The following is a 21,603-nucleotide window of genomic DNA, read 5'->3' on the forward strand; positions in this document are numbered from 1 at the left end:
GTCGTTCGCTCAGGCCTTCGTCACGCCGACAAGCGACTTGCGTGCCATGAGCCAGAGCAGCGGCTCGGCGACCCGGTGCGGCTGGATACCACGGCTGCTCACCGTGGCACTCCGATAGTTGGGTTCTGCGCCAAGAGCCGACGCTACGAAGAATCGATACGTCTGATAGTTGTGGTCGAGTATGCGCAAGAGGTCGTCACCTCCCCATTTGTTGATCAATCCGGCCACATAGTCGTGTAAGGCTTTCGACTCCTGCTCGTCGAACAGCGGTTCACCCGACGAGGGCTGGCGGATGGGGCTGTCGGGTGGAAGCTCATCGTAGAAGGCGTCGATTTTAGCGAGCACGACGGCAACAGGCTTTTTGATCTTCTTGTTCGGCTTGAGAAGTTCGGATTCCCGCAGCACATCGGTGAGCGCGCGCAGTATGGTCCGTGGCTCATCGGCCAGGGACTCCGCGTCGACTCCTCGGCGCAGCGCGTCGTCGCGATTTGCGGCGAAGCCGAACGGGTCGATCAGCAGGATGACACCATTCGACGCTTCGAGGTAGTGCAGGTCGCGCGCGCGATCCGGCGTTGTGAGGTTTTCCCCCGCCGTGTCGTAGAAGGAGAAGATCGTGGACACGGTCTGTTTGATCCCGGCGAGCCCCTCCTTGCGGAGCGTGATCGTATACACGGCCGGTACCCGTTGGGCGGCCGCCGTCTGCCCCGGAAGCAGTCCGCCGGAATCCATTTCCTTCCGGGCATTGTCAAGATACGTCAGCAGCGGTGACGAACCGACGGAGTCGATGCTCGCGTCGAATCGGCGGGCGACGCTCTGCGTGAGCTCCTTGCCCAGAACGGTGAGCATGACAGTTTTACCGGAGCCACGCACGCCGACGATGCCGAAAAGTGGGCTGTCAGTAGTGAAATTGTCTGGGAGTACCGAGTGGCAGTTGGGACACACGCGGGTGCCGGTTGATCCTCCGCAGTCCGGGCACGCCGGACGCACCGCGAGCAAGCCCTGGCGGCTCTGCGAAGTGAACGACTTTCGTACTGGCTCATGGTCGCCCAGGATTCGCACGCGGTCGGGGTCCTCCGACACCGTGCAGGCCGTTTTTCCGGCCGCAGGCTGGCCCCAGCACCGGTACGAGAGGTTCTTCGGGTCGATCCTGGTGTAGCAGTAGGGGCAGGGGGCGGTCTTCGTGCCGAGAAATGGGAGAGCCATCATTCCACTTTCATTCGGGTTGGCGACGGATCGACGAGGTGTACGCCGGGAGTGGTCGAGAAGGCGCGCACCCAGAAAGTGCCCTTGGTCGGCGGCAGCGCGACTATGACGGATGCGCCGCCGTGCGGCATAACCGTGGTGCGAGCGACGACCGAGCCCTGGGTCTGGTCGAAGGGCATAAATTTTCCGAGTTGTTTGACGACGACCACGTCGAACGGCTCCATCGGGTTCGCGCTCGTGAATCTGAGCGTCGCGGAGTTGGGTGGACCGAAGAACCGCCTCTGAAAATCGATGTCATACGAGACTGACGACGTGCCGACGACCGTCACGACCACGGGAGACGACAGCCAGTCCGTCTCGCCATCGGAGGCGATAGTCAGCACTTCAATTTTTCCGCCCGAACGCCCGATGTCGATCCGGCAGCCTCCGTGCTCGCGATAGGTCGTCGGTGAGATCCTGCTTTCACCGGCACGATCCCCGGACTGCCAGCGCACGAGCGCCTCATAACGATCGTCCGGCCACTCCCAGGCGAGCACGACCTGCTCGCCGAACCGTTGAGCACGCACATTCACCACAGCCGGAGCGGTTCCGAAAGTCTGCAACTGGCCGATGATGGCGTCCTCACCGTCTCGGGTGAGCGCGAGGTAGAAGCGCAGTCCGTCGGTCGTCGTTCCGCTCACGCTCTGTTGGCGCTGTCCCGTCGCGGGTGCCCGTCCCGCCAGCTGCGTTCCGGCTTCGCGCACGCTCTTCATGGGTACCCGATCGCGGAAGGACCAGGGCGGGCGTTGGGCGAAATGCCACACTTCGACGGTGTAACCGGCGATCGCCGACCAGAGGGCTTGAACCTCCTGGGTATCTCCCGCGCTGACCGCTCGCAGAGTGTATGAGGCCACCGCTCGCGCCTCGCCACGGGGAACCCCCGTCACCCGCACCTGGGGGGATCGCAGGTCGCCGCCCGCAGAACCGGCGTACACCGCGGTAATGAGGTAGGTATACGTTGCTCCGAGCGTCAGTCCCGTGGAGGTGGCTCCACTCTGCGCTCCGATCTTTATCCTGGTGGTGTGTCCGTCCGGGGCCGTCTGCGTCACCTCCACGAGTCGGGCATCCGCTGGCGTCCTCCAGCGCAGTGTGACGCTGGTGTCATCCGCTGAAACACGCACTTCGGAGACCTGCGGAAGCACGATGATTGACGCCGCCACGACAGGAGAGAATCCGCCACCGCGCGATGCTGCAACGGCGTAGAACACCGTGGTCGCCACCGGCGGTTCCGTGTCCTCCAGCCTGGTCGCCGTCAGGCCAGAGCCGAGCGCGGTGCCGTCCTGGCTGTTCTGCGGCGCAGATCCGACTTTGCGGATGACCCGGTAGCGTACATCTTCGGTAGAACCGAATCCAGGCGCCCAGGTGAGCTCGACTCCCGCGCCGTTCTGGTGCATGACGACGACAAAGTTGAGCGGCGGCGCTGGCGGCAGCGCCTGGGCGACAGCCGCGAGGTCGTCGTCGTCGGTGCAGATGGTCAGTGCATCGTTCAGCGCCACGCGGGCGGTTTCGACGTCGCCGTCCCCGACGGCTTGCTGGGCCAGTGCGCGCAGCTCGGCGACTCTGAGTTCGGTGCGGGTCACGATGGCGAGCGCCGATTTTTGCACGTCGGTCTCGGACCCGTTCGTCTCCGCGAAGATTGACTCGTAGATGCGCCGAGCATCCTTGAGCCGGCCGGCCACGACGCATTCCTGCACCTCTCGGTACGTGCGCACCGGCGTTCCACCGTCAGCGGATCCGGCGGCCTGAACGATCCGGGCGGCATCGCCGCGATCCAAACCACTGCGCTCGAGTTCCCTGACCGCTGCCAGAAGCAGGGGGAGGGTGCGCACGAGCCGTTGGCCGCGCTCAATGAACGTTCCCAGCACGAGTTGATGAAGTTCCGCATCGGTTGTCACGGCTCCGCCGATGGCTCCAAGAACCGTGCCCATCGCGATGTTCTCGGCAGTGGGTGGCAGGCGGTCGATCTGAGCGCGAGAGTCCCTGAGAGTTGCCATCGTCAGCATCGCGCCGGATCCGGCCTGGAACCCGTCGATGAGGCGGAAATGCTCCGGCTCGCCCTGCTTCACGAAGATGGCCGTGAGCACGCTGCGGCAGGATGTCTGGTTGATGCCGTCGCTGACTTCCTTGAGTACGTCGGGCGCTGTCGTGATTGCGGGCAGTTCGGCCACGACCACGACGCCGCCGATGCCGACCGCCTCCGCGAGCTCAGCATCAGTGACAGCGTCGTTGATCCCCGACGCCTTCGCGGCCTGTCTGAGCCGTGCGGCGGTCACGACGCCGAGCGTCTTGAACTCGGCCGCTGCGATCTTGCCGAATTCGGCGAAACCCCGCTGCGCGCGTTGGGCGCGCTGCCCGAGTGTTTCGTCCCAAAAGGCCTTCGTGCGCAGGGTGGGAAAACGTTGGGCGAGTCGCTGGTGAAGCCCGATCAGGTTGGGCGCTGCCGTCTTCAACGCAGCATTGAGCTGTGCTTTGTTGAGGCAGTCTTCAACAGCAGCGATGTGCTTGGCGGCCTCATCGTCGTTCGCGAAAGTCGCCACGTCGTAGAACTCGGCGATGTCAACGGCCGTCACCATGGTGAGGGCCGGATTCTGATCCAACTCGCGGATCGCGGACTGTACCTCGCCGATCCGCCTTTTCGCGAAGGGTGACAGTACCCGCTTGCGATAGTCAGTGCTGTCGAACGCCATCTCTGACTCTCCGTTGTAGATCGTTGTTACGATGCTTGGGCCGAGGCCGATGAGGTCTATCGCAAGAAACTAGGCGCGCACCATGCCTTCCACGGCTTGTTTTGCTTTGGCGACATCCGCCGCCTGCATGACAGAGAGCGTGATGGGCAGGTCGATTCGCTGGTTACTGATGGGCTCGAACGCGGAAAGTTGCGCTTCTCCCTGGCTACTGATGCTGAGCTCGAATTCGATCGCCGAATGGGCCGGTAGATTTGGGAGGTTCGTTAGAGTGGCACCGCTTGTCGGCGTGACCTCCGTGTTCGACTTGGGGTTTTCGTCTTCCACGCCGCTTATTTGCTCGTAGATGCGAATAGTGAGGTTGGTGGTATTGTCCTGCGCGGCGAATCCGGTGAACGGCCTGCGAAGTGGCAATGACTCCTGTTGGTGGGCCACGAAGCCGATGAAATGCTCCCACTCTCCCGGAACGGCAGCGCTTTCGCGCACCCAGCGCAGGCCCAGACTGCGGGAGAGCGCATTGCGGATCTCCAGCTCTTCACCGTTGAAGATAATGACATCGGGGGCCAGCTTGCGTTCTTCGGTGCCGGTGTCATCCGTTCCGCCCACGGGCGTTGGGGTCGGCGGGCGAAGTGAAATGCCTTGCCCGTAGATCGCTGCGCCTTTCGCGACGGCAAGATCGAGGTCGGTCTTGCGCAGCGACCATCCCATCTCGTTCTCCAGTGAGGCTTGAATCATCGGCATCTTGGACGACCCGCCCACGAGCAGCACCTCCTCGAGCTTCAGGTCAGGGCGCTTCTGCTGAGCCGTCGCGAGCGTGCGCCGCACAATGTCGAGGGTCTGGTCGACCAGGGTGCGCGTCGCCGTCTCGAATTCCGCCCGGGTTACCTCAACCTTCAGTGCGACATCGCCGTATCGAAGTGATGCTCCCGCTTTCTCCTTGCGCGACAGCGACTTCTTGAGGTCCTCGACCTCGTTCGTGAGCTTTTGCACGAAATCCTCGTCCTCGGTCGGGTCTTCATCGCCCAAACCCGCCTGTGCGATGAATTTCGCCTTGACCAGTTCGAACAGCCGCTGATCCCAGTCAGCGCCGCCGAGGCTGCGGTGGCCGTCAATCGCCAGCACCTCCATCACGGTTCCGCTGGTTGCTCCGGAACTGTCGCCCGTGCCCGGTGAGAATTCCAAAACTGTGCAGTCGAAGGTTCCTCCACCGAGGTCGTACACGAAGAGGGTTTCTGCTTTGTCGCCCGTGACGCCCACTGACAGCGCTGCGGCCACGGGTTCCGTGATTATGCCGACGACCTCGAGACCCGCGATTTCGGCAGCCTGCCGTGTCGCCGCCGTTTCGCCGCGCCCGAAGTACGCGGGTACGGTGATCGCGACCTTGTTGGTGTCGATGCCCGTGGCCTGCTGCGCGAACTCGACCAGGTCTTTGAGAATCAGGGCCGAAATCGACTCCGGGCGAAACTCCGTTCCGAAGAACTGCAGGGGAAAGTCGGTGCCCATGCTGCGTTTTATGAGCGAGACGGTCGCGTCATGGTGGGCCACGATCTCGTTCTTGGCCTCCTTGCCCACTACGAAGCTGGTCGCACTTTCGAAGTAAACCACCGACGGTGTCGTTTCCTCGCCCTCGCGGTTGCGAATGACTTCGGCCTGCCCGAAGTCGTTGATGAACGCAATCACGGAATAGGTGGTGCCGAGATCGATGCCGAATACCTGCTCTTTATCAGTCATGGGTCCTCTGGTCCTGGTGCGACGAAGAATTGGTGGGTTTACTGTGCGGGTGGTGCCTCAGCCCAGCGTCAGGGGAGGCCGATGTCTTCGAACGGTAGGTCGAGGCTTTCGGCGGGCACAGCCACGGCAGCGATCGGCGCCGGCAAAGGCTGCGGAGTTGCCTCGGGAAACTCCGGTTTAGCGTGGTCCAGAACGACCTCGGCGAGTGCTTCCGGTTCTGCCTCGAAAGCGAAGACCTTCACGCGGGCATACAACGCTGGCTTGGCCACACCCTCGAATCGAAAACCCTGTCGTTGAACTTCGGCGATGGTGCGGTCGAGTTTCGCTGAGTTGGTGGGGACGCGCCGAACGGCGGTGTGGAGTTGCGAGTTGAACGCTTCGCCAAGCTGGGCGTCAATGGAGTCGGCACCCAACACATTGATCGCGTCGATGACGCCATCGGCGGTGCGGGCTAGTTCAGCCTGCACCCGCTCGACGCCCAGTCGCGCATAGTCAAGATCGGCAGAGGCCAGTACCTCTGCGTGCAACTTGGCCAGTTCGGATACGGCGGGGCCCATGAGCGCCCGCATTTGATCACCCTGTAGTTCATCGATTCGATGCTGCATGCGCGTGATGATGTCTTGGTCGCTGCGGGCCCGGTCGCTCAATCGCTCGACCGACAGCGATAGCGCTTCCAAAGCGCCCACGATATCGCTGAGATTCGTGGCCGGCGGCTCGCTCACCGCGGTGTCCTCCGCCGGTTCGGCCTCAGCTGTTTCATCCTGCGCCCCGAACTCTTCGGTGTGCTCCGCAGGGCCGACGGCATCCGCTGGTGTATCCATTGATTCTGGGGGTGCGTCGTGTTTCTCTGAAATCACTTCGGGTGTTTTTTGGAGCGGCGCAGGCTGCATGGCAACAACTTAGCGGGAATCGCGACTCGAGGTGACGTGTGTTACAACAAACCCTGTATTGGGGGTGTCGGCGGGTTTGAGTGTCGCGGTCGCTTCGGCGCGACCACATGCTGCAGCGACGCTGACGCTGCAAAAAGCAGCAGCCCGAGCAATACCAGACTTGCGGTCAAAACGACCGATCCAGTGCCGTCTCTCAGCGGGGCGGCAGCGAACCAATACAGGGTGACGTACGTAGCCGACCATGCCACTGAGGCGGGCGTTGCCCAGGCGAGAAACCGGCGAAATGGAAATCCGCTCAGGCCCACGACGAAGGGCATCACGGTGCGAAACACCGGCATGAAGCGCGCTGCGAGAATGGCCGGGCCGCCGCGCTCGCTCAGGAACGTGCCGGCCGACGCCAGGCGGCCGTGGTCGAATCGTCGGCTCAGGCGTTCGCCCCACCGAGTGCCGCCGGCCCAGCGGCCCAGCAGGTATCCGGCGACTTCGCCGAGCAACGAGCCGATCGCGACGACAATTCCGAGTACGACGGATGCCGCGGGGCTGCCCGCTGATGCCGCAGCCAGCAAGACGATGGTGTCGCCAGGCACAAAGAGCCCGGTGACGATGAACATCTCCAGTGCTGTGGCGGTTCCCGCGATCAGCGTGCGGAGCAGAGGGTCGATCGCTTGGATTGTGTCGAGCCCCCCTCCCGCAAATTGGCTCAGCGATTCGAGCCAGTCGGTGATCGAATCTATGAGCCCCTGCATGCAGCCATAGTTTCACGAGCGCGCGATGCTCGTTGCCGCCCGATTGGGGGCCATATTCGAGTGCGGCGCGAAGTCGACCAGCCATTTTGGCGCGCACACCGTGGCTACGACATTGGTGACGAGCCCTGCAGATTTCGATTTCGGCACCTCTCGTGTTCCCGGCTGACCGCGGTTACCGACCCCACCGGCAGTTTCGCGATGGCTTACGATTCTTGCCGCAAGGCTCTGTCGGCTGTACTCGAGAACCCGCGGCTCCGGGCAACGACGAAAGGGGGTCACAAGGCGGTGGAGGAAGCCGTTCGGGCGCAACTCGTACCGCCAAAGAAAGCCGAGCTTGATGGATTCGGCTGGATGCGCATACTGCGAAACAACACCCAGTATCCGTTCCTCGAGAAACCCCTGGCTGATCTCGGCAAGCTCTCCGCCCGCAAGTCGAGCTCAGCGGCCTCGCTCTGTTGCCCAGCCATCGCTCGCCCCAGAGACGCGAGCGGCCATCCCTACTTCGCAGTCCACTCAAAATCACTGCTGGCGCGCACACACAAGGTGGGCGCGAGCCGAACCGACTCCACCCGGTCGGCATTGAGTACGCCGAGGAGCAGCTTGACGGCCTCCCGGCCAATGTCGAGCATCGGTGACCTCACCGACGACAGAGCGATGGGCAGTTGCGCAGCCAGCGACGTGTCGTTGAATCCCACAATCGCCAGTTCCCTGCCTACCAGCAGACCAAGAGAATTCGCCGCGCCCATGGCGCCGATGGCGGCGAAGTCGTTGACGGCAAAGATCGCGCTCGGGCGACGATCTGTGTTGCGCAGAATAGTCTCGGCCGCGGTCCGACCGCCCATCGTGTCAAATGGAGCCCAAACAATCGCGCTCTCGGGAATCGCCCCGCCAAGAGCGCGAAAACGTGCGACGAAACCGCTGGTTCGATCGACCGCGGTGCTGGCATATTTCTCACCGGCGATGACGGAGACAACTCGGTGGCCTCGGTCCCACAGGTGCTGGGCCACGAGTGCGCCGCCGAGAGTGTCGTCGCAGGTCGCCGAGGTGAATCCGGCAACCGCGCGGTTCATGAGTACGAAGGGCACCTGGCGTGCGGTGAGCTCGTCAAGAATGTCCCCATCGAGATGCGCATCACCGATGATCAGGCCGTCCACCCGCCGCGACAACATCACCTCCACTTTGCGCCGCTGCATCGCCGTATCGTCGCGGGAGTTCATGACGAAGGTGGAATAACTGGCGTCGTCTGCCGCCTCTTCGATTCCCTCGTACATGACGGCCAGAACGAGGTCCGAGAGGCGCGGAACGATCACGCCGAGCAGACGAGTGCGCCGGGTGCGAAGGCTGGCGGCCTGGGGGTCGGGGGAGTACCCCACCTTTTTAGCCAAATCCCGCACGCGCTGGGCCGTAGCTGGAGCGGCAGCCCCGCGCGCCGTGTCGGATTCCCCGTGCAGAATTCGAGACACCGTGGACGGATGCAAACCGAGTTCGGCCGCCAGGTCTTTGAGGGTGACCGACCCCGGTCTGATGTCTGTCATGTCGCTGTCTCCAGTTTCCATTCCCGAGATGAAGCTTGACGCGCCTGCTGATCCCATTCTATAGTTTGAACACCTCACTACCCAAACGATTGGGTAGGAGACGTTACTTACCCGCAACGAAGCGTGCAGTCGGCTGAAACATTGGGTGAATAGCCTTTTATTTCAACCCAATCGATTGGGTAACGACTTTCGGAGAAAACATGACAGATCGTGCCGGCACTCACGTGGTGCTGCTGGCGACCGGGGGAACGATCTCCTCACGAGCCCACTCAGCCGAAGGTGGTGCCGCTGTCGCGGCGGATGCCGGGTCGCAAATTCTTGGTGCGCTCACAGCGGCACCGGCCTATCCGGTGCGGGTCATTGATGTCGCCTGTGAGGGGTCGTACCTGCTTACCCTCCATGACATGATCGCGATCTGCGCACAGATCAAGATCACCCTCGCCGATCCAACGGTGCGCGGCGTCGTCGTCACTCACGGCACCGACACCATGGAAGAGACTGCGTATCTGGCCGACCTCACCCATGACAACCTGAGCCCGGTGGTGTTCACCGGGGCCCAGAAGTCCGCCGACGCAGCCAATCCCGACGGCCCCGCAAATCTGGCCGCTGCAATCGCGGTGGCCGGGTCGCCCGCCGCAGCTGGTCTCGGGGCGCTCATCGTCTTTGCCGGCGAAATCTTTGCGGCACGTGGCGTGCGTAAGGCGCAAACCTTCGCCCTCGATGCCTTCACCAACCCCGATTTCGGCTCGGCGGGTGTCGTGACAACCGTCGGTGACGTCATCATTACCGGCCATAACCAGCGGATGCCGCCACTTCCGCTCCCAGCCGGCCCGCGCGACCAGACTTTGCGGGTCGACGTGATCTCTGCCTACCCGGGGGCTGACGGTGTCTTGCTGCGGGCATCCGTTGCTGCCGGGGCTAGCGGAATTGTGTTGCAGGCGACGGGCAGCGGCAACGCCAACCCCGCCCTGTGCTCCGCCGTCGCCGAAGCCACAGCCCGCGGAACTGTGGTTGTGACAAGCACACGGGTGAGCGCCGGCCCCGTTATCCCGGTTTATGGTGCCGGCGGGGGGCGCGACCTGGTCGCGGCTGGGGCTATTCCTTCTGGCCTCCTTCGGCCCTCGCAGTCGATGATTCTGCTGAGCCTGCTCCTGCTGCTCGGCCGCGACCATGACGACATTGCCCAAGCCTTCGCCGTACACGGTGCCGCTCCAGCACCAGACAAAATCTCCGATTCTCTGTACGTTCACTCCACACGAAAGGCACATTCATGAAGAAAGATATTCAAATCGCATTTGGAGTGGACGTCGACGCTGTCGCCGGAATGCTCGGCTCCTACGGCGGTGAAGACTCCCCGTGCGATATTTCCCGCGGCATGTTCAGCGGCGAAGTTGGGGGCCCGAGACTTATTCGCCTGTTCGACAAGTACGACCTGCCCGCCACCTGGTTCGTTCCGGGGCATTCAATCGAGACTTTCCCTGAGCTGACCCGAATGATCGTCTCTGCGGGCCACGAGATTGGTGTGCACGGGTACTCCCACGAGAACCCGATTGCCATGACCCGTGAGCAGGAAACCGCCATCCTTGACCGCTCCATTGAACTGATCGAGAACGTATCGGGCCGCCGGCCCACGGGGTACGTCGCCCCGTGGTGGGAGTTCTCCTCGGTGACCAATGAAATTCTGCTCGAACGCGGCATCAAATATGACCACTCGCTCATGCACAATGACTTCGAGCCGTACTACGTGCGCGTTGGTGACAGCTGGAAGAAGATCGACTACGCCAAGGACGCCCAGACCTGGATGGAGCCGCTCGTACGCGGCACCGAGACCGACCTCGTCGAGATTCCCGCCAACTGGTACCTCGATGACCTGCCGCCGATGATGTTCATCAAGGCCGCCCCGAACTCGCACGGTTTCGTGAACCCGCGCGATATCGAGCAGATGTGGAAAGACCAGTTCGACTGGGTCTACCGAGAAATGGATCAGGCCGTCTTCACGATGACGATCCACCCCGACGTCTCAGGACGACCGCAAGTGCTCCTCATGCTCGAGCGCCTCATCGAGCATTTCAACTCCCACGAAGGCGTCAGCTGGAACACCTTCGACCAGATTGCAGATTCGTTCCTCGCCCGTTCCCCCCGAAAGGTCCTCTCCGCATGAAACTGAAATCCCCCACCCTCGATCTCACGGCGGCGACCGTCAATGAGAAGCGTCGTTTTCCCGCCTTCAGCGTGAAGCAGACCCGCACCGCCACGATTCTGGCGCTGTTGGCCTGGACCGTTGCCGTCTTCGACTACGGACTGTTCGGCACCCTCCTTCCTGCCATGCAGGAATCCTTCGGGTGGACAGCGCCGGAAGCCTACGCGATCAACACCTGGATCGCCGTGGGCACCGCGATCGTGTGCTTCGGTGTCGGCCCGGTCATCGACCGCCTCGGACGCCGCAAGGGCATGATGGTCACCGTCGGTGGTACGGCCATCGTCTCCGGTCTTACCGCCATCATCCCCACCGGAATGGCCTTCCTCAGCAGTGGCTTGCTCGTGATCGTGCGTTCCTTTGGCGGTCTCGGGTTCTCCGAGCAGGCCGTCAACGCGACCTACATGAACGAGGTCTACCAGGTCACCGAAGACGAGAAGAAGCGCAAGCGCCCCGGCTTTAGCTACTCCTTCATTCAGGGCGGCTGGCCGCTCGGCTTTCTGCTCGCGAGCGCGCTCGCGCTCGCCTTCCTGCCGACCCTGGGCTGGCGTGCCCTCTACCTGATGGCTACCATCCCCGCCGCGCTTATCGTGTGGGCCATCGCGCGCAAGCTCAAAGAAACTCCTCAGTTCGAACTGCACAGTGAACTCACCCGCCTCGAGAAGGCCGGGCGCACGGAAGAGGCCCACCTGCTCGCCGGGTCGTATGGCGTCGAGCACTCCTCGACCGCACCGCTCAAGCTCATCTGGGAGCCGAAGCTGCGCCGCAACACGATCGTGTTCTCGCTCGCCTGGATCTTCAACTTCATGGGCATCATGATCTTCAGCATTCTGGGAAGCTCCGTGCTCAAGAACGCCAAGGGCGTCGAACTCTCCGATGCCTTCTGGATGCTCATCGTCATCAACGCCCTGGCCTACTTCGGCTACGTGTTTCACGGGTGGCTCGGCGACAAGATCGGCCGCAAGCGCACCATCATCAGCGGCTGGCTTCTCGCATCGGTCGCCTTCACCATCATGTTGAGCCCCCTCGCTAACAGCCCCGTGACCATCGTCGCGAGCTTCGGCGCCGGCCTCTTCTTTCTCGTTGGCCCGTACGCGGCTATTCAGTACTTCATGGCGGAGTGCTACCCGGTGAGCTGCCGCGCCACCGGCACGGCGTTCATCGGCGCGATGAGCCAGCCCGGAATCGTCATCGGCGGCGCGCTCTTCACCGCCGTCGCTGCCGGAGCCAACACGGGAGCCGCCGCGCTCTGGGTTGGCGCCCTCGGCACCCTTATCTCGGGTGTACTGATGTTCGCCGCCAAGCCCATGGCAGAAGCTCCGCTCGCCATCGAGTCGGAGAACGAGCTGAAAGGCCAGCGTGCCTGAACCCCGCGTCGCGATAATCACCGGAGCCGCTAGCGGCATCGGCCGGGCCCTCGCCGTGCACTACGCCGGTCAGGGGGTGCGCAGCATCATCGGTACTTTTCCGGGAGACCCGCATGATCCGCAGGAAACGCTGCGGCTGGTGCAAGCAGCCGGCGGTGAAACAGTCGTACACGAGGTCGATGTACGCAGTACGGCATCCGTCGATGCCTTCGCGCAGCGGGCCGTCGACGAGTATGGGCGGCTCGATTATGCGGTTGCGAATGCGGGCATCCTACGTAATTCGTCCCTCACCGAGATGACGGATGTTCGTTGGACCGACATGCTCGACGTCGACCTCACCGGTGTGCTACGCACGCTGCGAGCTGCAGCCGATCGCATGACCGAGGGCGGTGCGATGGTGGCGACCTCGTCCATCGCCGGTGGGGTCTACGGGTGGGAAGGCCACGCGCACTATGCAGCGGCGAAAGCCGGCGTACTTGGCCTGATCCGCAGTGTGGCCGTGGAACTGGGACCACAGGGAATTCGCGCCAATGCGGTCATTCCAGGACTCATCGAAACCCCGCAGTCACTCGACCCGGTAAATTCACTCGGCCCCGACGGTCTCGCTCAGGCCGGCAAGGACATTCCGTGGGGTCGTGTCGGCACGCCGGCCGAGGTGGCGAGCGTCATCGCGTTTCTCACCTCGGCAGATGCCGGTTACGTCACCGGCCAGTCCCTCATCGTCGACGGCGGACTCACCGTGAAAATGAGAGCCTGAAAATGCAACAGAACCTTACTGGGCGCGGCGTCGTCGTGACCGGCGGCAGCAGCGGAATCGGCCGGGCCATCGCTGAAGCGTTCATCGCCAACGGCGACCGAGTGATCATACTCGATCGCGCGGGCACCGACGAACTAGCAATCGGCGTCGACGTCTCGCAGGAAGACAGCGTGCGGGAGGCGTTCGCGCTGGCACGGGAGCGCCTGGGCACTATCGACATCCTGGTCAACAGTGCCGGCCTGCTCACCGAGTCACCGATGCAGGACATGACCCTTGCAATGTGGAACGAGACTCTCTCGGTCGACCTCACCGGGGTGTTCCTGTGCTGCCGGGAGGTGGTGGGGGAGATGCGTCAACAGAAATGGGGCCGCATCATCAACATCGCCTCCCAGCTCGCCATTAAGGGTGGTACCGGCCTGAGTCACTACGCGGCTGCCAAGGCCGGGGTTGTTGCCTTCACGAAATCGCTGGCGCTGGAAGTCGCGGGCGACAATGTACTCGTCAACAGCATCGCTCCCGGCCCGATCGAAACCCCGCTCGTGCAGGGCATCTCCGAGGAATGGAAGATTGCCAAGCGCGCCGAGCTGCCCCTCGGGCGGTTCGGCAGCGCGGCCGAAGTCGCCCCCACAGCGCTGCTGCTCGCTAGCGAGCCCGGAGGAAACCTCTACGTGGGGCAAACCCTGGGGCCAAATTCCGGCGATGTGATGCAATAACGCGGCCCATCCGGCCAGTTAGGAACCCACAGTGTGCGGAGCATGCGGTACGACGGTCTATCCCGACGCGGTGATGGGCGACGAACACACCTTGAGAAAGCGGATGTTGGTGGCACAGACGGTGACCGCCGTCTGTGCCGGGTTGCCCGGCACACCCCGCATTGCGGCGCTCGCCGCCGGGTGGTCGGTCACCAGTACCACCGGCTCGATTGCCTTGTGCCCCACGGTGGCAGATGTCTGGCTTGCTGTTCTCATTCGAAGCGGACCGCACCTTCACCAGTCACTCGAGGCTCGGGCGCAAGCTGAGGACCCTGACGGTTTCGCTGCGCAGGTTCTTGCCCTTGGCCTGCACCTAGCGCGGCAGCGACCGTCTGTCGGCGCGCAATAATGAGAGAGCACTGAAAGAGGGCTGACCATGGATCTTGGCGTTGGGATACCGATCCCAGAAAACGAGCCAACGCTGTTTCATTACACGAATGCGCAGGGACTGATCGGGATTGTCCAGAACCGCGAGCTGTGGGCCACCGAGACCAACTTTCTTAATGACCCCTCAGAGGTTACCTTCGCAAGCGCCGTGCTGGTGTCGCTTCTGAGAGAGCGTTTTCTCGATGCCAGCGCGAACGAGCGCAGCACCATAAGTGCCACCATCGCCCTGCTTGAGAAGTCCTACGTCGATCCAAACACGCCTGATCAGTACCGGGAAGACCGTACTTTTATCACGAGCTTTTCTCGCTCCGACCAGAGCTTGACGCTTTGGAGAATGTACGCTCGACAAAATGGTTTCAGCATCGGGTTCGATGAGGTGCGGCTTTTAGAGTGGATGGGACAGAGCTTCCCGTCGCCGTCTGATCGTGAAAATGCTGATCTTGAGAAAATGGAACGGCTGGACGCACTCATAGAGAACTACCACCTTGAGGCAAGAATTCAAGACGTCTCCTATGGGGCTGCGCATGTTGAGTCGATACTTCACGATCTATTGCAAGTGAGTCTTGACAACCCCAACCATGACCTGCAGGAGTCTCTCGTCAGGGAAGTCCTGAAGACGCTTTCGGCGGTGAAACACGATGCCTACGCCGACGAAAAGGAAGCCCGAATGCTGGTGCAGGCGCAGCATAACGCCAGCGATCCGAGTATCCGCGCGTCCGCGAGCGGATCATTGGTCGCCTACCGCAAGGTTGTCTTCCCATTCGAGGCTCTTCGAAGCATTACGATCGCGCCGGGCGGCAATGTTTCTCAGACTCGGCACGGTCTTGGATCCCTCCTGACTACCGGCGCGCGCGGGGCCTGGGGCCACGTGGATATCAGGGAATGCGATATTCCGTTCACATGGTGATCACTTCGACGCCACCAAGAAACGGGCACCTCGATTGCCGTAACCCCGGTTAGATCACTCGAGATGTTCAGCTGTCCATAGCCATAGTTTCCGCCAGCCACCACGGTGCCGTCGAGCGTCGTCAGAAGCTGTTGGCACAGGCTGAGGCTTGAGCCTACGTCCGCTTGTGCCCATTTGTCCCCGGCGGGATTACTGGCGTTTTGTCGGCGGGCTACTGCGCTTTCGCACCCGCTTGTGGAGCGTCTCGAGACAGCCACGGATGAACGCGAGCCCGTCAGTGAGACGCTTCGTCGACCAAGAGCAGGCAACAAACGTGGCAGTCTGACGGCTTGTTCCAATGCCAGGAGCCTTAGCGCCGCTAGTGCTTAGAGGTCTGCGGTGGTGCTGCGGGCCACGACATAGCTAGCGCATCGGGAATGTCTTGGGGGATGCCGACGCGCTCGGGTGGAATTGCGAAACGAGGAGGCGTTCGTTGGCCAGTAATTCTTGAAGGCCCGAATTCTTGCTCGGGCGTCAGCCGTTCGCGCAGGAGTCGGTCTGCTGGTTCACGGTTGATCGTTAAGCGTTCAGTCCGCGCTTGGATGGTCGGTAGCAGCCAGGTCAGGCTCTTCTCAGGGTGCTGACGCCATTCGCGAATGACTCCTCGAACGTGGCGAGCTGCGACTGTGGCACGCCGTTGCCGATAGCGATGTCTCGCCACCTGGTGATCTCGTTGGCAACGTTAGAGAGTACCGCCCTGGCCTCGGTTGCGGAGAGCCGACAGGCACGGGCGAGCTCCATGAGTCCCTCGGCTTCGTCAGCGGGTGAGTCAGCACCCGCGATCGTGGTCTGGCGGAGCTCGGGATTCGGATTCGGGTTCACGTCGAACGCCGAACTGAGCGTCCACCCCCCGCGGCCGTGGAGGAACCCGTGGTTGCGCAGGTGGTCATCGGTGTTGTTCAGCCCGACGCTGACTGCGACGCGACAGAACAGCTGGCGCGAGTCTTCTTTCGCCTGGGCACTGACCTCGGCAAGGATGTCGGCGATGTCGACGTAGTCGGCATGATCTCCGTCACGCTGCTCGAGCATAGTCATCACGCTCGTGTAGCCGATGCGGTCGCCCGTCTTTGTGCGGTCGAACCGATTGAGCAACAGTACGTGCCGCCCCTCGACACGAACGAGCCTTCGGGGCGGAACAGTCACTCCGGCCGAAGCGGCGAGGTCCAGTGCCGTCGCTTCCCAGGCCGAAACGTCCCAGTCGTCTGCAACGTGCGGGAACTTCGCGATGAGCTGGCGGCCGTTGCTGTCGAGCACAGCTGCTTTGGGCCGAGCGCCGCCGAGAGAGCCGGTTCCCGCTGCCAGGAGCAGCTTCACGGCCTCGTAACCGTCGTGGCCAGTATCACTTGCAGCGGTGTCGGCTGCATGGAGAAGTTCCGGAATGCTGAGTAGCCGCGGCACGGTGTGGTCGGGATCGAGGAAGGCCGATGCTGGGCCTGCGCCTGGTCCAACCCGGTATCGCAGCGCACCCTGGCGGGTAACGTCGCTGACCCCGGCCAGGAAGTCCGCGTCGTCGAAATCACGTGGCCGGCGAGACTCGAGTCTCGCAAGGGCTCGCTCTCGCTTCTTGATGAGGTTGCGTCCCCAGCGATCCGGCACCGAGTCGGAGAATGCTCCAGGCAGGCCCTGTGTCTGTTGGGTGCCGGAGACGAGCTGTAGGGCCGGGTCGAGCTGGTACGCCGAGGTGTGAGCGAGATATGCCGGGTCGTACTGAAAAGTTGTCGAGGTGAGGTTGCCGCGGCTGCGGTGAAACTGCGCGCGGCCAGCAAGCAGTGTTTCGCCGGCCAGCTCAAGATGCACTTCGAGTGCGTCGTAGAGGGTCATCGGATGCGCTTCCTCTCGAGCTGGCCGGCGCGTGCGCGACCGAGATCGGTGTCGAGCGGGTCCAGTGCCATAGTGATCGTCTCGAGGAGGCCGAGGGCGCGGGAGACGCGCAGCACCACGTGGAAGCTCACGGTTGGATCGCCGTGCTCAAGCTTACGAAGCGTGTCTCTCGTAATATCGGCGCGGTCTGCGACCTGGGCGGCGGTGAGCCCCAGGATCTTCCGCCAGCCGGCAAAGTTCAGGCCGATCTCGCGGGCGGACCTGATGATGGCACTAGGTAGTTCTGTCACCATGTGACACCTCCGACATTATTGACGAGTATCGACTCCATTATAGCGATTAGTGGGTGATATTGTCTTCATTGTTTGGACGCCATAATCTCGTGACGACCGCTGGTATCGGCACGCAGCTGGTCCTCTGTATCAGTCGAAGACTGGGCGCTCGGCGAGGAACCGCTCCGGATCGGAATGGTAGACCGCCGGGCCATGCTCCGGACACACGCCCATGGTCTGCCCGCGCATCCAGTCCTGAAACGCGGGTAGGACAGGTGAGGATGAAGTGGTGCGGGGAAATCTCCCTGAGCCGTTGAGCGATGGCAGGACTGCGGTTGGCCTTGTGCCAGACGCTGATCGCCACCGCTGGGTCCCGGCACGCGCCCGCACTGGGCGCAACTGTTCAACTCGCCAACCGTGGGCCCATCGCAGCGAAACCCCCAGCGTCCGTTGGACGCGCCGCCGACACTTCCAGAACAAACTTCATAAGTGGGCCTCTTCCTGAGCTGTTTGATGCGTCTAGATACCGCAATCAAACCCCAGGGAGAGGTTCCGCCGCTTGAACGGGCGGGTTCAGATAAGGAAGTGGGCAGATCTCATGGCCACCAACGGGCAGTTTTCCTGGCCGTCAGTGGGCAGTTCCGTGGCCGCCTATGGGCAGCTTGTCATGGCCGCCGACAACCGAGGGCTGCCAGGGCGGCACTGATTGTCGCCTTAGCGGAGCCCCAGGTCGTACCCGATGCCGTATCGTTACCGGTTGATTTCACGTAAATGACGTGGGATTGTGCCCCAATCGGGCGAGACTGACGGGTTTTCACGAACTCCCCGCAGTAGCGCGCGGGCAAGCTTCCCCTCGATGCCTCACCCATCGCTGACCCCGCCGGTCCGGACAGCTCTCATTTTCGAGATCGATGTTGTCAACGGCATAAACGTTCCCGTCATCGTCCATGCAAGGAAAGCACGCGATAAATTCTTGAGGGCATGATCATGCCACGCACAGTCCAGCAAATTCTCAACCAGGCCGACGAACTCGCCGCGCGTTTCGAGCGGTATGAGCCCTCAGCTGCCGACGAACGAGACCCGCGGGTGTTCACCGAACTCCGCCAGGCGGTGTTGGCCCGATCCAAAGCCGAACGCTCCGTCAACAGTGCCGTCGTGAACACGCGGGAGCACGGCTACTCGTGGGCATTCATTGGCTTCCTGCTGGGTACCTCCAGCGAGGCCGCTCGTCAGCGCTACGGTCACAAACGAGACGCGTAAACGACTCGAGGCCGTCCGCTGGTCGAGCGAAGCCGAGACCGCCAAACGCCCAACGCGACCCGGTCAGGGCCGGTGGTCCGCCGGGGCGACCGCGTCTGGAAAACCCCAGCGCGGGGATGATCCGATCCCCTAGATGGACGTAAAGTGTGGTCAGGAGGGTGTTGAGGTCTGTCTTCACACACTGGGTTTCACACTCTCCGCCTTCGATTAACAGCGCCAACGCGGGGAAAGTCCGATCGGACTGAGCGGTTGGCGCGCGACCAACCGATTAGGACTCACTCATCTAGGGGTCGAGCCGATGGGTCCGGACGTTGTGACGAAATACTGGAGTGGCATAATCCGAGTATGACTACGGGGGAAAATCATGCCTTTCAGGGCTAAGCGTGAGAAGACAAAGCGACTGACCAGCATTCAGAGCATGCGCGGGTATGCGGCAGTTCTTGTTCTTATCGCCCATTCCGTTGACCTAGCTAGCATGCACGGTGAAAGATTCTTTATGAACCAGTGGTTGCATTTAGAGAACTTCGGTGCGATCGGGGTTGATCTGTTCTTCGTCATTAGCGGATTTGTGATGGCGAATTCGGTGGCGAACCGTAATGGTCCGCGAGCATCCCAAAACTTCTTGGTGATGCGATGGCTACGAATTGCGCCGCCATACATCATCATCAGTTTCATTCTTATTGCAATCACGATTGCTCAACGTGCTTCGATCAACCCGATTTCCATCGCTAACCTATTTTTGTTTATCCCCTGGTTCGACACCTCAACCTTCACAATGCCTCCCCTGGATGTCGGCTGGACCCTCTCGTTCGAGTTCACGTTTTACCTGCTCGTTGCCCTGATGGTGCTTCTACGACTCGGCGACAAGATCGAATGGCTGTCCTTGGGGATCGTCGCGCTCGTCGGGCTGGGCTTTGTGCTGCCGGACGATATTTTCCTGCTCCAATGGGTCACGAATCCGATCTTCCTTGAGTTCGCGCTGGGGATCGGTGCGTATTCGCTCTGGAAGCGGCGCGCGCTAGCGACCGCTCGAGTAGGTTGGCTTGCCCTCGGTTTGAGCGGTGGCCTTGTCCTAATTGTGCAAGCCGTAATGGGATTCGGCGACGTCTCCGAGGTTGCCAATATTGTAGATGGTACGTTAAGCCTTCAGCGCGTCTTCTGGTGGGGAGTACCTGGCGCAGCAATCTTCATTGCAGTAATTGCTTTTGAGCGAGCTTCCACGGGGATTGCCGCACGCATCGGTGGCCGCATAGGCGATGCATCATATTCCATTTACCTCGTGCACGTCCTCGCCCTGATGGTCTACTCATCCGCGGTCACGCATATGCCGTTCGGCCTTCCCCCGACAGTCGTATTCGTCGGTGCAATCGCGGTAGGCATTTGTGCCGGAATGTTCTACTTCCGTTTTGTGGAGAATCCCTTACGGTTGCGAATGGAGACGACGGCCACGATCATGTTCCGGATGAACTCCATGGGGAATCAGCCTCAATAGGCTGCCGTCTTGGCCAGGTTGAACCGACTGGCGCCGAAACTGGGTGCATTTTGATCAATGTGACTCTTCGAAATAGGGGGCGGAGTTGGCGTTGGAATCCTCCGGCTTTGAGGAGCGAGCGGGCTTCGTATTGCGTCAGATTTCGGAAGTCCAAGGTTTTGCCGCGGAGGTGCTCTCACCTTCCGTTGATGGCTTCGGTCGTGCCCGTTCGAGGCTCCCGGTCGGACGAAGAACGCGAAGATATCGGCGACAAGCTTTTTCAGAGTTCGGCCGAGACGGTGAATCTCCGTCAGGAGCTGGGGGACGTTGAGCCTGATCGAGTTGATCGGCGCGTGCATCATGGCCATTCCGTTCTTTTCGTCTGCGGTCCCGTAAGCGGCGACTATACATTGATAGATCCCCCAAATTCCCTGAAACTCGAGGTGCTCGTCGCCGTAGAACACCGCACTGAGCCGGACTTGTTGCTAGTCGTTGAGGAGATCACGAGAGGTGTGAAGGGTCCGGCGGGCGGTTTAGAGCGGATCTCCCACGTGGCCGCGATGGCCGAGATTGTGCTGTTGAACGGGTGGCCGGCAGCGGTCCAAATGCGTCGACAGCGAGACCCACGACGTGGAAAGACTCCATTGCCGGGACCGCCTCCGGGATATCCTCGCTCGCGGCGGTTTCATCGCCAGTGAAGCCGTACATCGCGGCGACGTCGATGCAGTCTTTCATTCCTTTTAGGCGATCAACCAACCATTGCGTACACACCTGGTCGACCGTCCCTCGACCATGTCCAGCAGCCGTGACGGGGCTGTTTATTGCGAACTGGGGTGAGGTTGATGATCACGTGACGATCTTGTCGCCCTAGCGGGCGCGGTGCCAGACGTGGTCGTCAACGCCGATGACCGTGACGTTGTGGAAACGTGTCGGGTCGTTGATCAGCACTCGTTTTTCCGCCGGACAATATGGCGCTGTTCGCGGTGTGACGTGCGGCTCCGAGACCGGCCGGGACCCGGCTGACGGAGAGATAGCTAACGACAATCCCGGCCAACGCCTTATCGGAATCAACCGTGAGGATCATCGGCTTGAGCGGTGCCGCATTCCCACTGTCCTGCAGCAACGTTCGCCCGCACCTGGGACGCCGGTAACGGTGCACCTGAATGAGCAGGATCGTCGGCCGCTACCCCAATGGTTCATGCGCGAGGGACGGATGGCCGTGTCGCGTGTCACGCCCCGGCAGCCGCAGTGGTGGCACCAATCGTCACGCTCGACGACGCGGCACTTGATTGAGCACCGCACGACCGCGCTCGAAGTGCTGGCCGACGGCTCGCAAGCCGACCTCATCCAGATGGCAAAGGTGGTCAGATCCGGGTTCAAAAAGTAGTCGGGACAGGTCGACGCATTCCTGCTGGGCAGTGTAGGAACCTCTGCCAGGCGAAGGCCTCTAGCTCTTTCAGCCCCACGACTCACTCATTACCCTCACCTCAACTACGCTCTCAATTTCCGATAGCCATCAATGTTCCGCCAATTTTGTATCCATGG

General features: G+C 61.9%; 17 protein-coding genes and 2 pseudogenes. 8 read left to right on the forward strand and 11 right to left on the reverse strand.

Annotation, left to right across the window (positions count from 1 at the left end; translation table 11 throughout):
- Positions 1-9: 9 nt before the first annotated feature.
- From CJ028_RS08975 to CJ028_RS09000, 6 genes are all read right to left on the reverse strand, one after another.
- The gene (locus CJ028_RS08975; protein WP_105034920.1) at positions 10-1,203 is read right to left on the reverse strand and encodes a TRAFAC clade GTPase domain-containing protein; all 1,194 of its coding nucleotides are present in this window, start codon (positions 1,201-1,203) and stop codon (positions 10-12) included.
- Entirely contained in the window at positions 1,203-3,929 is a 2,727-nt protein-coding gene (locus CJ028_RS08980; protein WP_105034921.1) for a fibronectin type III domain-containing protein, read from the reverse strand. Before CJ028_RS08980 ends, CJ028_RS08975 begins: the two co-directional genes overlap by 1 nt.
- Before the next feature lie 69 nt (positions 3,930-3,998).
- The gene (locus CJ028_RS08985; protein ID WP_105034922.1) at positions 3,999-5,657 is read right to left on the reverse strand and encodes an Hsp70 family protein; all 1,659 of its coding nucleotides are present in this window, start codon (positions 5,655-5,657) and stop codon (positions 3,999-4,001) included.
- 68 nt (positions 5,658-5,725) lie between these two features.
- The gene (grpE, locus tag CJ028_RS08990; protein ID WP_105034923.1) at positions 5,726-6,478 is read right to left on the reverse strand and encodes a nucleotide exchange factor GrpE; all 753 of its coding nucleotides are present in this window, start codon (positions 6,476-6,478) and stop codon (positions 5,726-5,728) included.
- A gap of 110 nt (positions 6,479-6,588) precedes the next feature.
- Entirely contained in the window at positions 6,589-7,293 is a 705-nt protein-coding gene (locus CJ028_RS08995) for a DedA family protein (RefSeq protein WP_105034924.1), read from the reverse strand.
- Between the two features lie 497 nt (positions 7,294-7,790).
- The gene (locus CJ028_RS09000) at positions 7,791-8,828 is read right to left on the reverse strand and encodes a LacI family DNA-binding transcriptional regulator (RefSeq protein ID WP_105035134.1); all 1,038 of its coding nucleotides are present in this window, start codon (positions 8,826-8,828) and stop codon (positions 7,791-7,793) included.
- 200 nt (positions 8,829-9,028) lie between these two features.
- Here CJ028_RS09000 and CJ028_RS09005 point away from each other — a divergent pair, with 200 nt between their 5' ends.
- Genes CJ028_RS09005 through CJ028_RS09025 form a run of 5 tightly spaced genes read left to right on the forward strand, consistent with a single transcriptional unit; the run spans position 9,029 to position 13,862 of the window.
- Positions 9,029-10,102, forward strand: coding sequence for an asparaginase (locus CJ028_RS09005; protein WP_240607170.1), 1,074 nt, complete (start codon positions 9,029-9,031; stop codon positions 10,100-10,102).
- Positions 10,099-10,989 carry a polysaccharide deacetylase family protein gene (locus CJ028_RS09010; protein ID WP_105034925.1) on the forward strand — a complete coding sequence of 297 codons (891 nt, stop codon included), beginning with the start codon at positions 10,099-10,101 and terminating at the stop codon, positions 10,987-10,989. The genes CJ028_RS09005 and CJ028_RS09010 overlap by 4 nt, the downstream gene beginning before the upstream one ends.
- The gene (locus CJ028_RS09015; RefSeq protein WP_105034926.1) at positions 10,986-12,392 is read left to right on the forward strand and encodes an MFS transporter; all 1,407 of its coding nucleotides are present in this window, start codon (positions 10,986-10,988) and stop codon (positions 12,390-12,392) included. The genes CJ028_RS09010 and CJ028_RS09015 overlap by 4 nt, the downstream gene beginning before the upstream one ends.
- The gene (locus CJ028_RS09020) at positions 12,385-13,149 is read left to right on the forward strand and encodes an SDR family NAD(P)-dependent oxidoreductase (protein ID WP_105034927.1); all 765 of its coding nucleotides are present in this window, start codon (positions 12,385-12,387) and stop codon (positions 13,147-13,149) included. Before CJ028_RS09015 ends, CJ028_RS09020 begins: the two co-directional genes overlap by 8 nt.
- Before the next feature lie 2 nt (positions 13,150-13,151).
- Positions 13,152-13,862, forward strand: coding sequence for an SDR family NAD(P)-dependent oxidoreductase (locus CJ028_RS09025; protein WP_205683986.1), 711 nt, complete (start codon positions 13,152-13,154; stop codon positions 13,860-13,862).
- Between the two features lie 57 nt (positions 13,863-13,919).
- Here CJ028_RS09025 and CJ028_RS20660 read toward each other — a convergent pair whose 3' ends face one another.
- On the reverse strand, positions 13,920-14,117 hold the full coding sequence (locus tag CJ028_RS20660) for a hypothetical protein (RefSeq protein ID WP_129590447.1): 198 nt from the start codon (positions 14,115-14,117) through the stop codon (positions 13,920-13,922).
- A 160-nt stretch (positions 14,118-14,277) separates the two neighbouring features.
- Here CJ028_RS20660 and CJ028_RS09035 point away from each other — a divergent pair, with 160 nt between their 5' ends.
- Positions 14,278-15,195, forward strand: coding sequence for a DUF2971 domain-containing protein (locus tag CJ028_RS09035; protein ID WP_105034929.1), 918 nt, complete (start codon positions 14,278-14,280; stop codon positions 15,193-15,195).
- 600 nt (positions 15,196-15,795) lie between these two features.
- Here the strand turns inward: CJ028_RS09035 and CJ028_RS09040 are convergent.
- Both CJ028_RS09040 and CJ028_RS09045 read right to left on the reverse strand, forming a co-directional pair.
- A complete protein-coding gene (locus CJ028_RS09040) occupies positions 15,796-17,055 on the reverse strand; it encodes a type II toxin-antitoxin system HipA family toxin (RefSeq protein ID WP_105034930.1) in 1,260 nt (419 codons plus the stop codon).
- Positions 17,052-17,348 carry a helix-turn-helix domain-containing protein gene (locus tag CJ028_RS09045; protein WP_105034931.1) on the reverse strand — a complete coding sequence of 99 codons (297 nt, stop codon included), beginning with the start codon at positions 17,346-17,348 and terminating at the stop codon, positions 17,052-17,054. Before CJ028_RS09045 ends, CJ028_RS09040 begins: the two co-directional genes overlap by 4 nt.
- A gap of 966 nt (positions 17,349-18,314) precedes the next feature.
- Between CJ028_RS09045 and CJ028_RS09050 the strand changes: the two genes are divergently transcribed.
- On the forward strand, positions 18,315-18,587 hold the full coding sequence (locus CJ028_RS09050; protein ID WP_240607171.1) for a hypothetical protein: 273 nt from the start codon (positions 18,315-18,317) through the stop codon (positions 18,585-18,587).
- A 64-nt stretch (positions 18,588-18,651) separates the two neighbouring features.
- Here the strand turns inward: CJ028_RS09050 and CJ028_RS22075 are convergent.
- Positions 18,652-18,765 (reverse strand): annotated as a pseudogene (locus CJ028_RS22075) (IS982 family transposase); the annotation flags it as partial.
- 240 nt (positions 18,766-19,005) lie between these two features.
- On the opposite strand from CJ028_RS22075, the gene CJ028_RS09060 reads away from it, so the two are divergent.
- On the forward strand, positions 19,006-20,079 hold the full coding sequence (locus CJ028_RS09060) for an acyltransferase family protein (protein WP_161498938.1): 1,074 nt from the start codon (positions 19,006-19,008) through the stop codon (positions 20,077-20,079).
- Positions 20,080-20,161: 82 nt separating this feature from the next.
- Here CJ028_RS09060 and CJ028_RS09065 read toward each other — a convergent pair.
- Positions 20,162-21,438 (reverse strand): annotated as a pseudogene (locus tag CJ028_RS09065) (ISL3 family transposase); the annotation flags it as partial.
- Positions 21,439-21,603 lie beyond the last annotated feature (165 nt).

Source organism: Cryobacterium aureum (genome assembly GCF_002954245.1).
Classification (GTDB): Bacteria; Actinomycetota; Actinomycetes; order Actinomycetales; family Microbacteriaceae; genus Cryobacterium; species Cryobacterium aureum.

Bases quoted from the DNA above. Each gene is read 5' to 3' on its own strand.
- grpE (WP_105034923.1), bottom strand. From the start codon at position 6,478: ATGGATACACCAGCGGATGCCGTCGGCCCTGCGGAGCACACCGAAGAG.
- CJ028_RS09000 (WP_105035134.1), bottom strand. From the start codon at position 8,828: ATGACAGACATCAGACCGGGGTCGGTCACCCTCAAAGACCTGGCGGCC.
- CJ028_RS09040 (WP_105034930.1), bottom strand. From the start codon at position 17,055: ATGACCCTCTACGACGCACTCGAAGTGCATCTTGAGCTGGCCGGCGAA.
- CJ028_RS08995 (WP_105034924.1), bottom strand. From the start codon at position 7,293: ATGCAGGGGCTCATAGATTCGATCACCGACTGGCTCGAATCGCTGAGC.
- CJ028_RS09010 (WP_105034925.1), top strand. From the start codon at position 10,099: ATGAAGAAAGATATTCAAATCGCATTTGGAGTGGACGTCGACGCTGTC.
- CJ028_RS09045 (WP_105034931.1), bottom strand. From the start codon at position 17,348: ATGGTGACAGAACTACCTAGTGCCATCATCAGGTCCGCCCGCGAGATC.
- CJ028_RS08980 (WP_105034921.1), bottom strand. From the start codon at position 3,929: ATGGCGTTCGACAGCACTGACTATCGCAAGCGGGTACTGTCACCCTTC.
- CJ028_RS08975 (WP_105034920.1), bottom strand. From the start codon at position 1,203: ATGGCTCTCCCATTTCTCGGCACGAAGACCGCCCCCTGCCCCTACTGC.
- CJ028_RS09005 (WP_240607170.1), top strand. From the start codon at position 9,029: ATGACAGATCGTGCCGGCACTCACGTGGTGCTGCTGGCGACCGGGGGA.
- CJ028_RS09025 (WP_205683986.1), top strand. From the start codon at position 13,152: ATGCAACAGAACCTTACTGGGCGCGGCGTCGTCGTGACCGGCGGCAGC.
- CJ028_RS09035 (WP_105034929.1), top strand. From the start codon at position 14,278: ATGGATCTTGGCGTTGGGATACCGATCCCAGAAAACGAGCCAACGCTG.
- CJ028_RS09050 (WP_240607171.1), top strand. From the start codon at position 18,315: ATGCCACGCACAGTCCAGCAAATTCTCAACCAGGCCGACGAACTCGCC.
- CJ028_RS20660 (WP_129590447.1), bottom strand. From the start codon at position 14,117: ATGAGAACAGCAAGCCAGACATCTGCCACCGTGGGGCACAAGGCAATC.
- CJ028_RS09015 (WP_105034926.1), top strand. From the start codon at position 10,986: ATGAAACTGAAATCCCCCACCCTCGATCTCACGGCGGCGACCGTCAAT.
- CJ028_RS09060 (WP_161498938.1), top strand. From the start codon at position 19,006: ATGCGCGGGTATGCGGCAGTTCTTGTTCTTATCGCCCATTCCGTTGAC.
- CJ028_RS08985 (WP_105034922.1), bottom strand. From the start codon at position 5,657: ATGACTGATAAAGAGCAGGTATTCGGCATCGATCTCGGCACCACCTAT.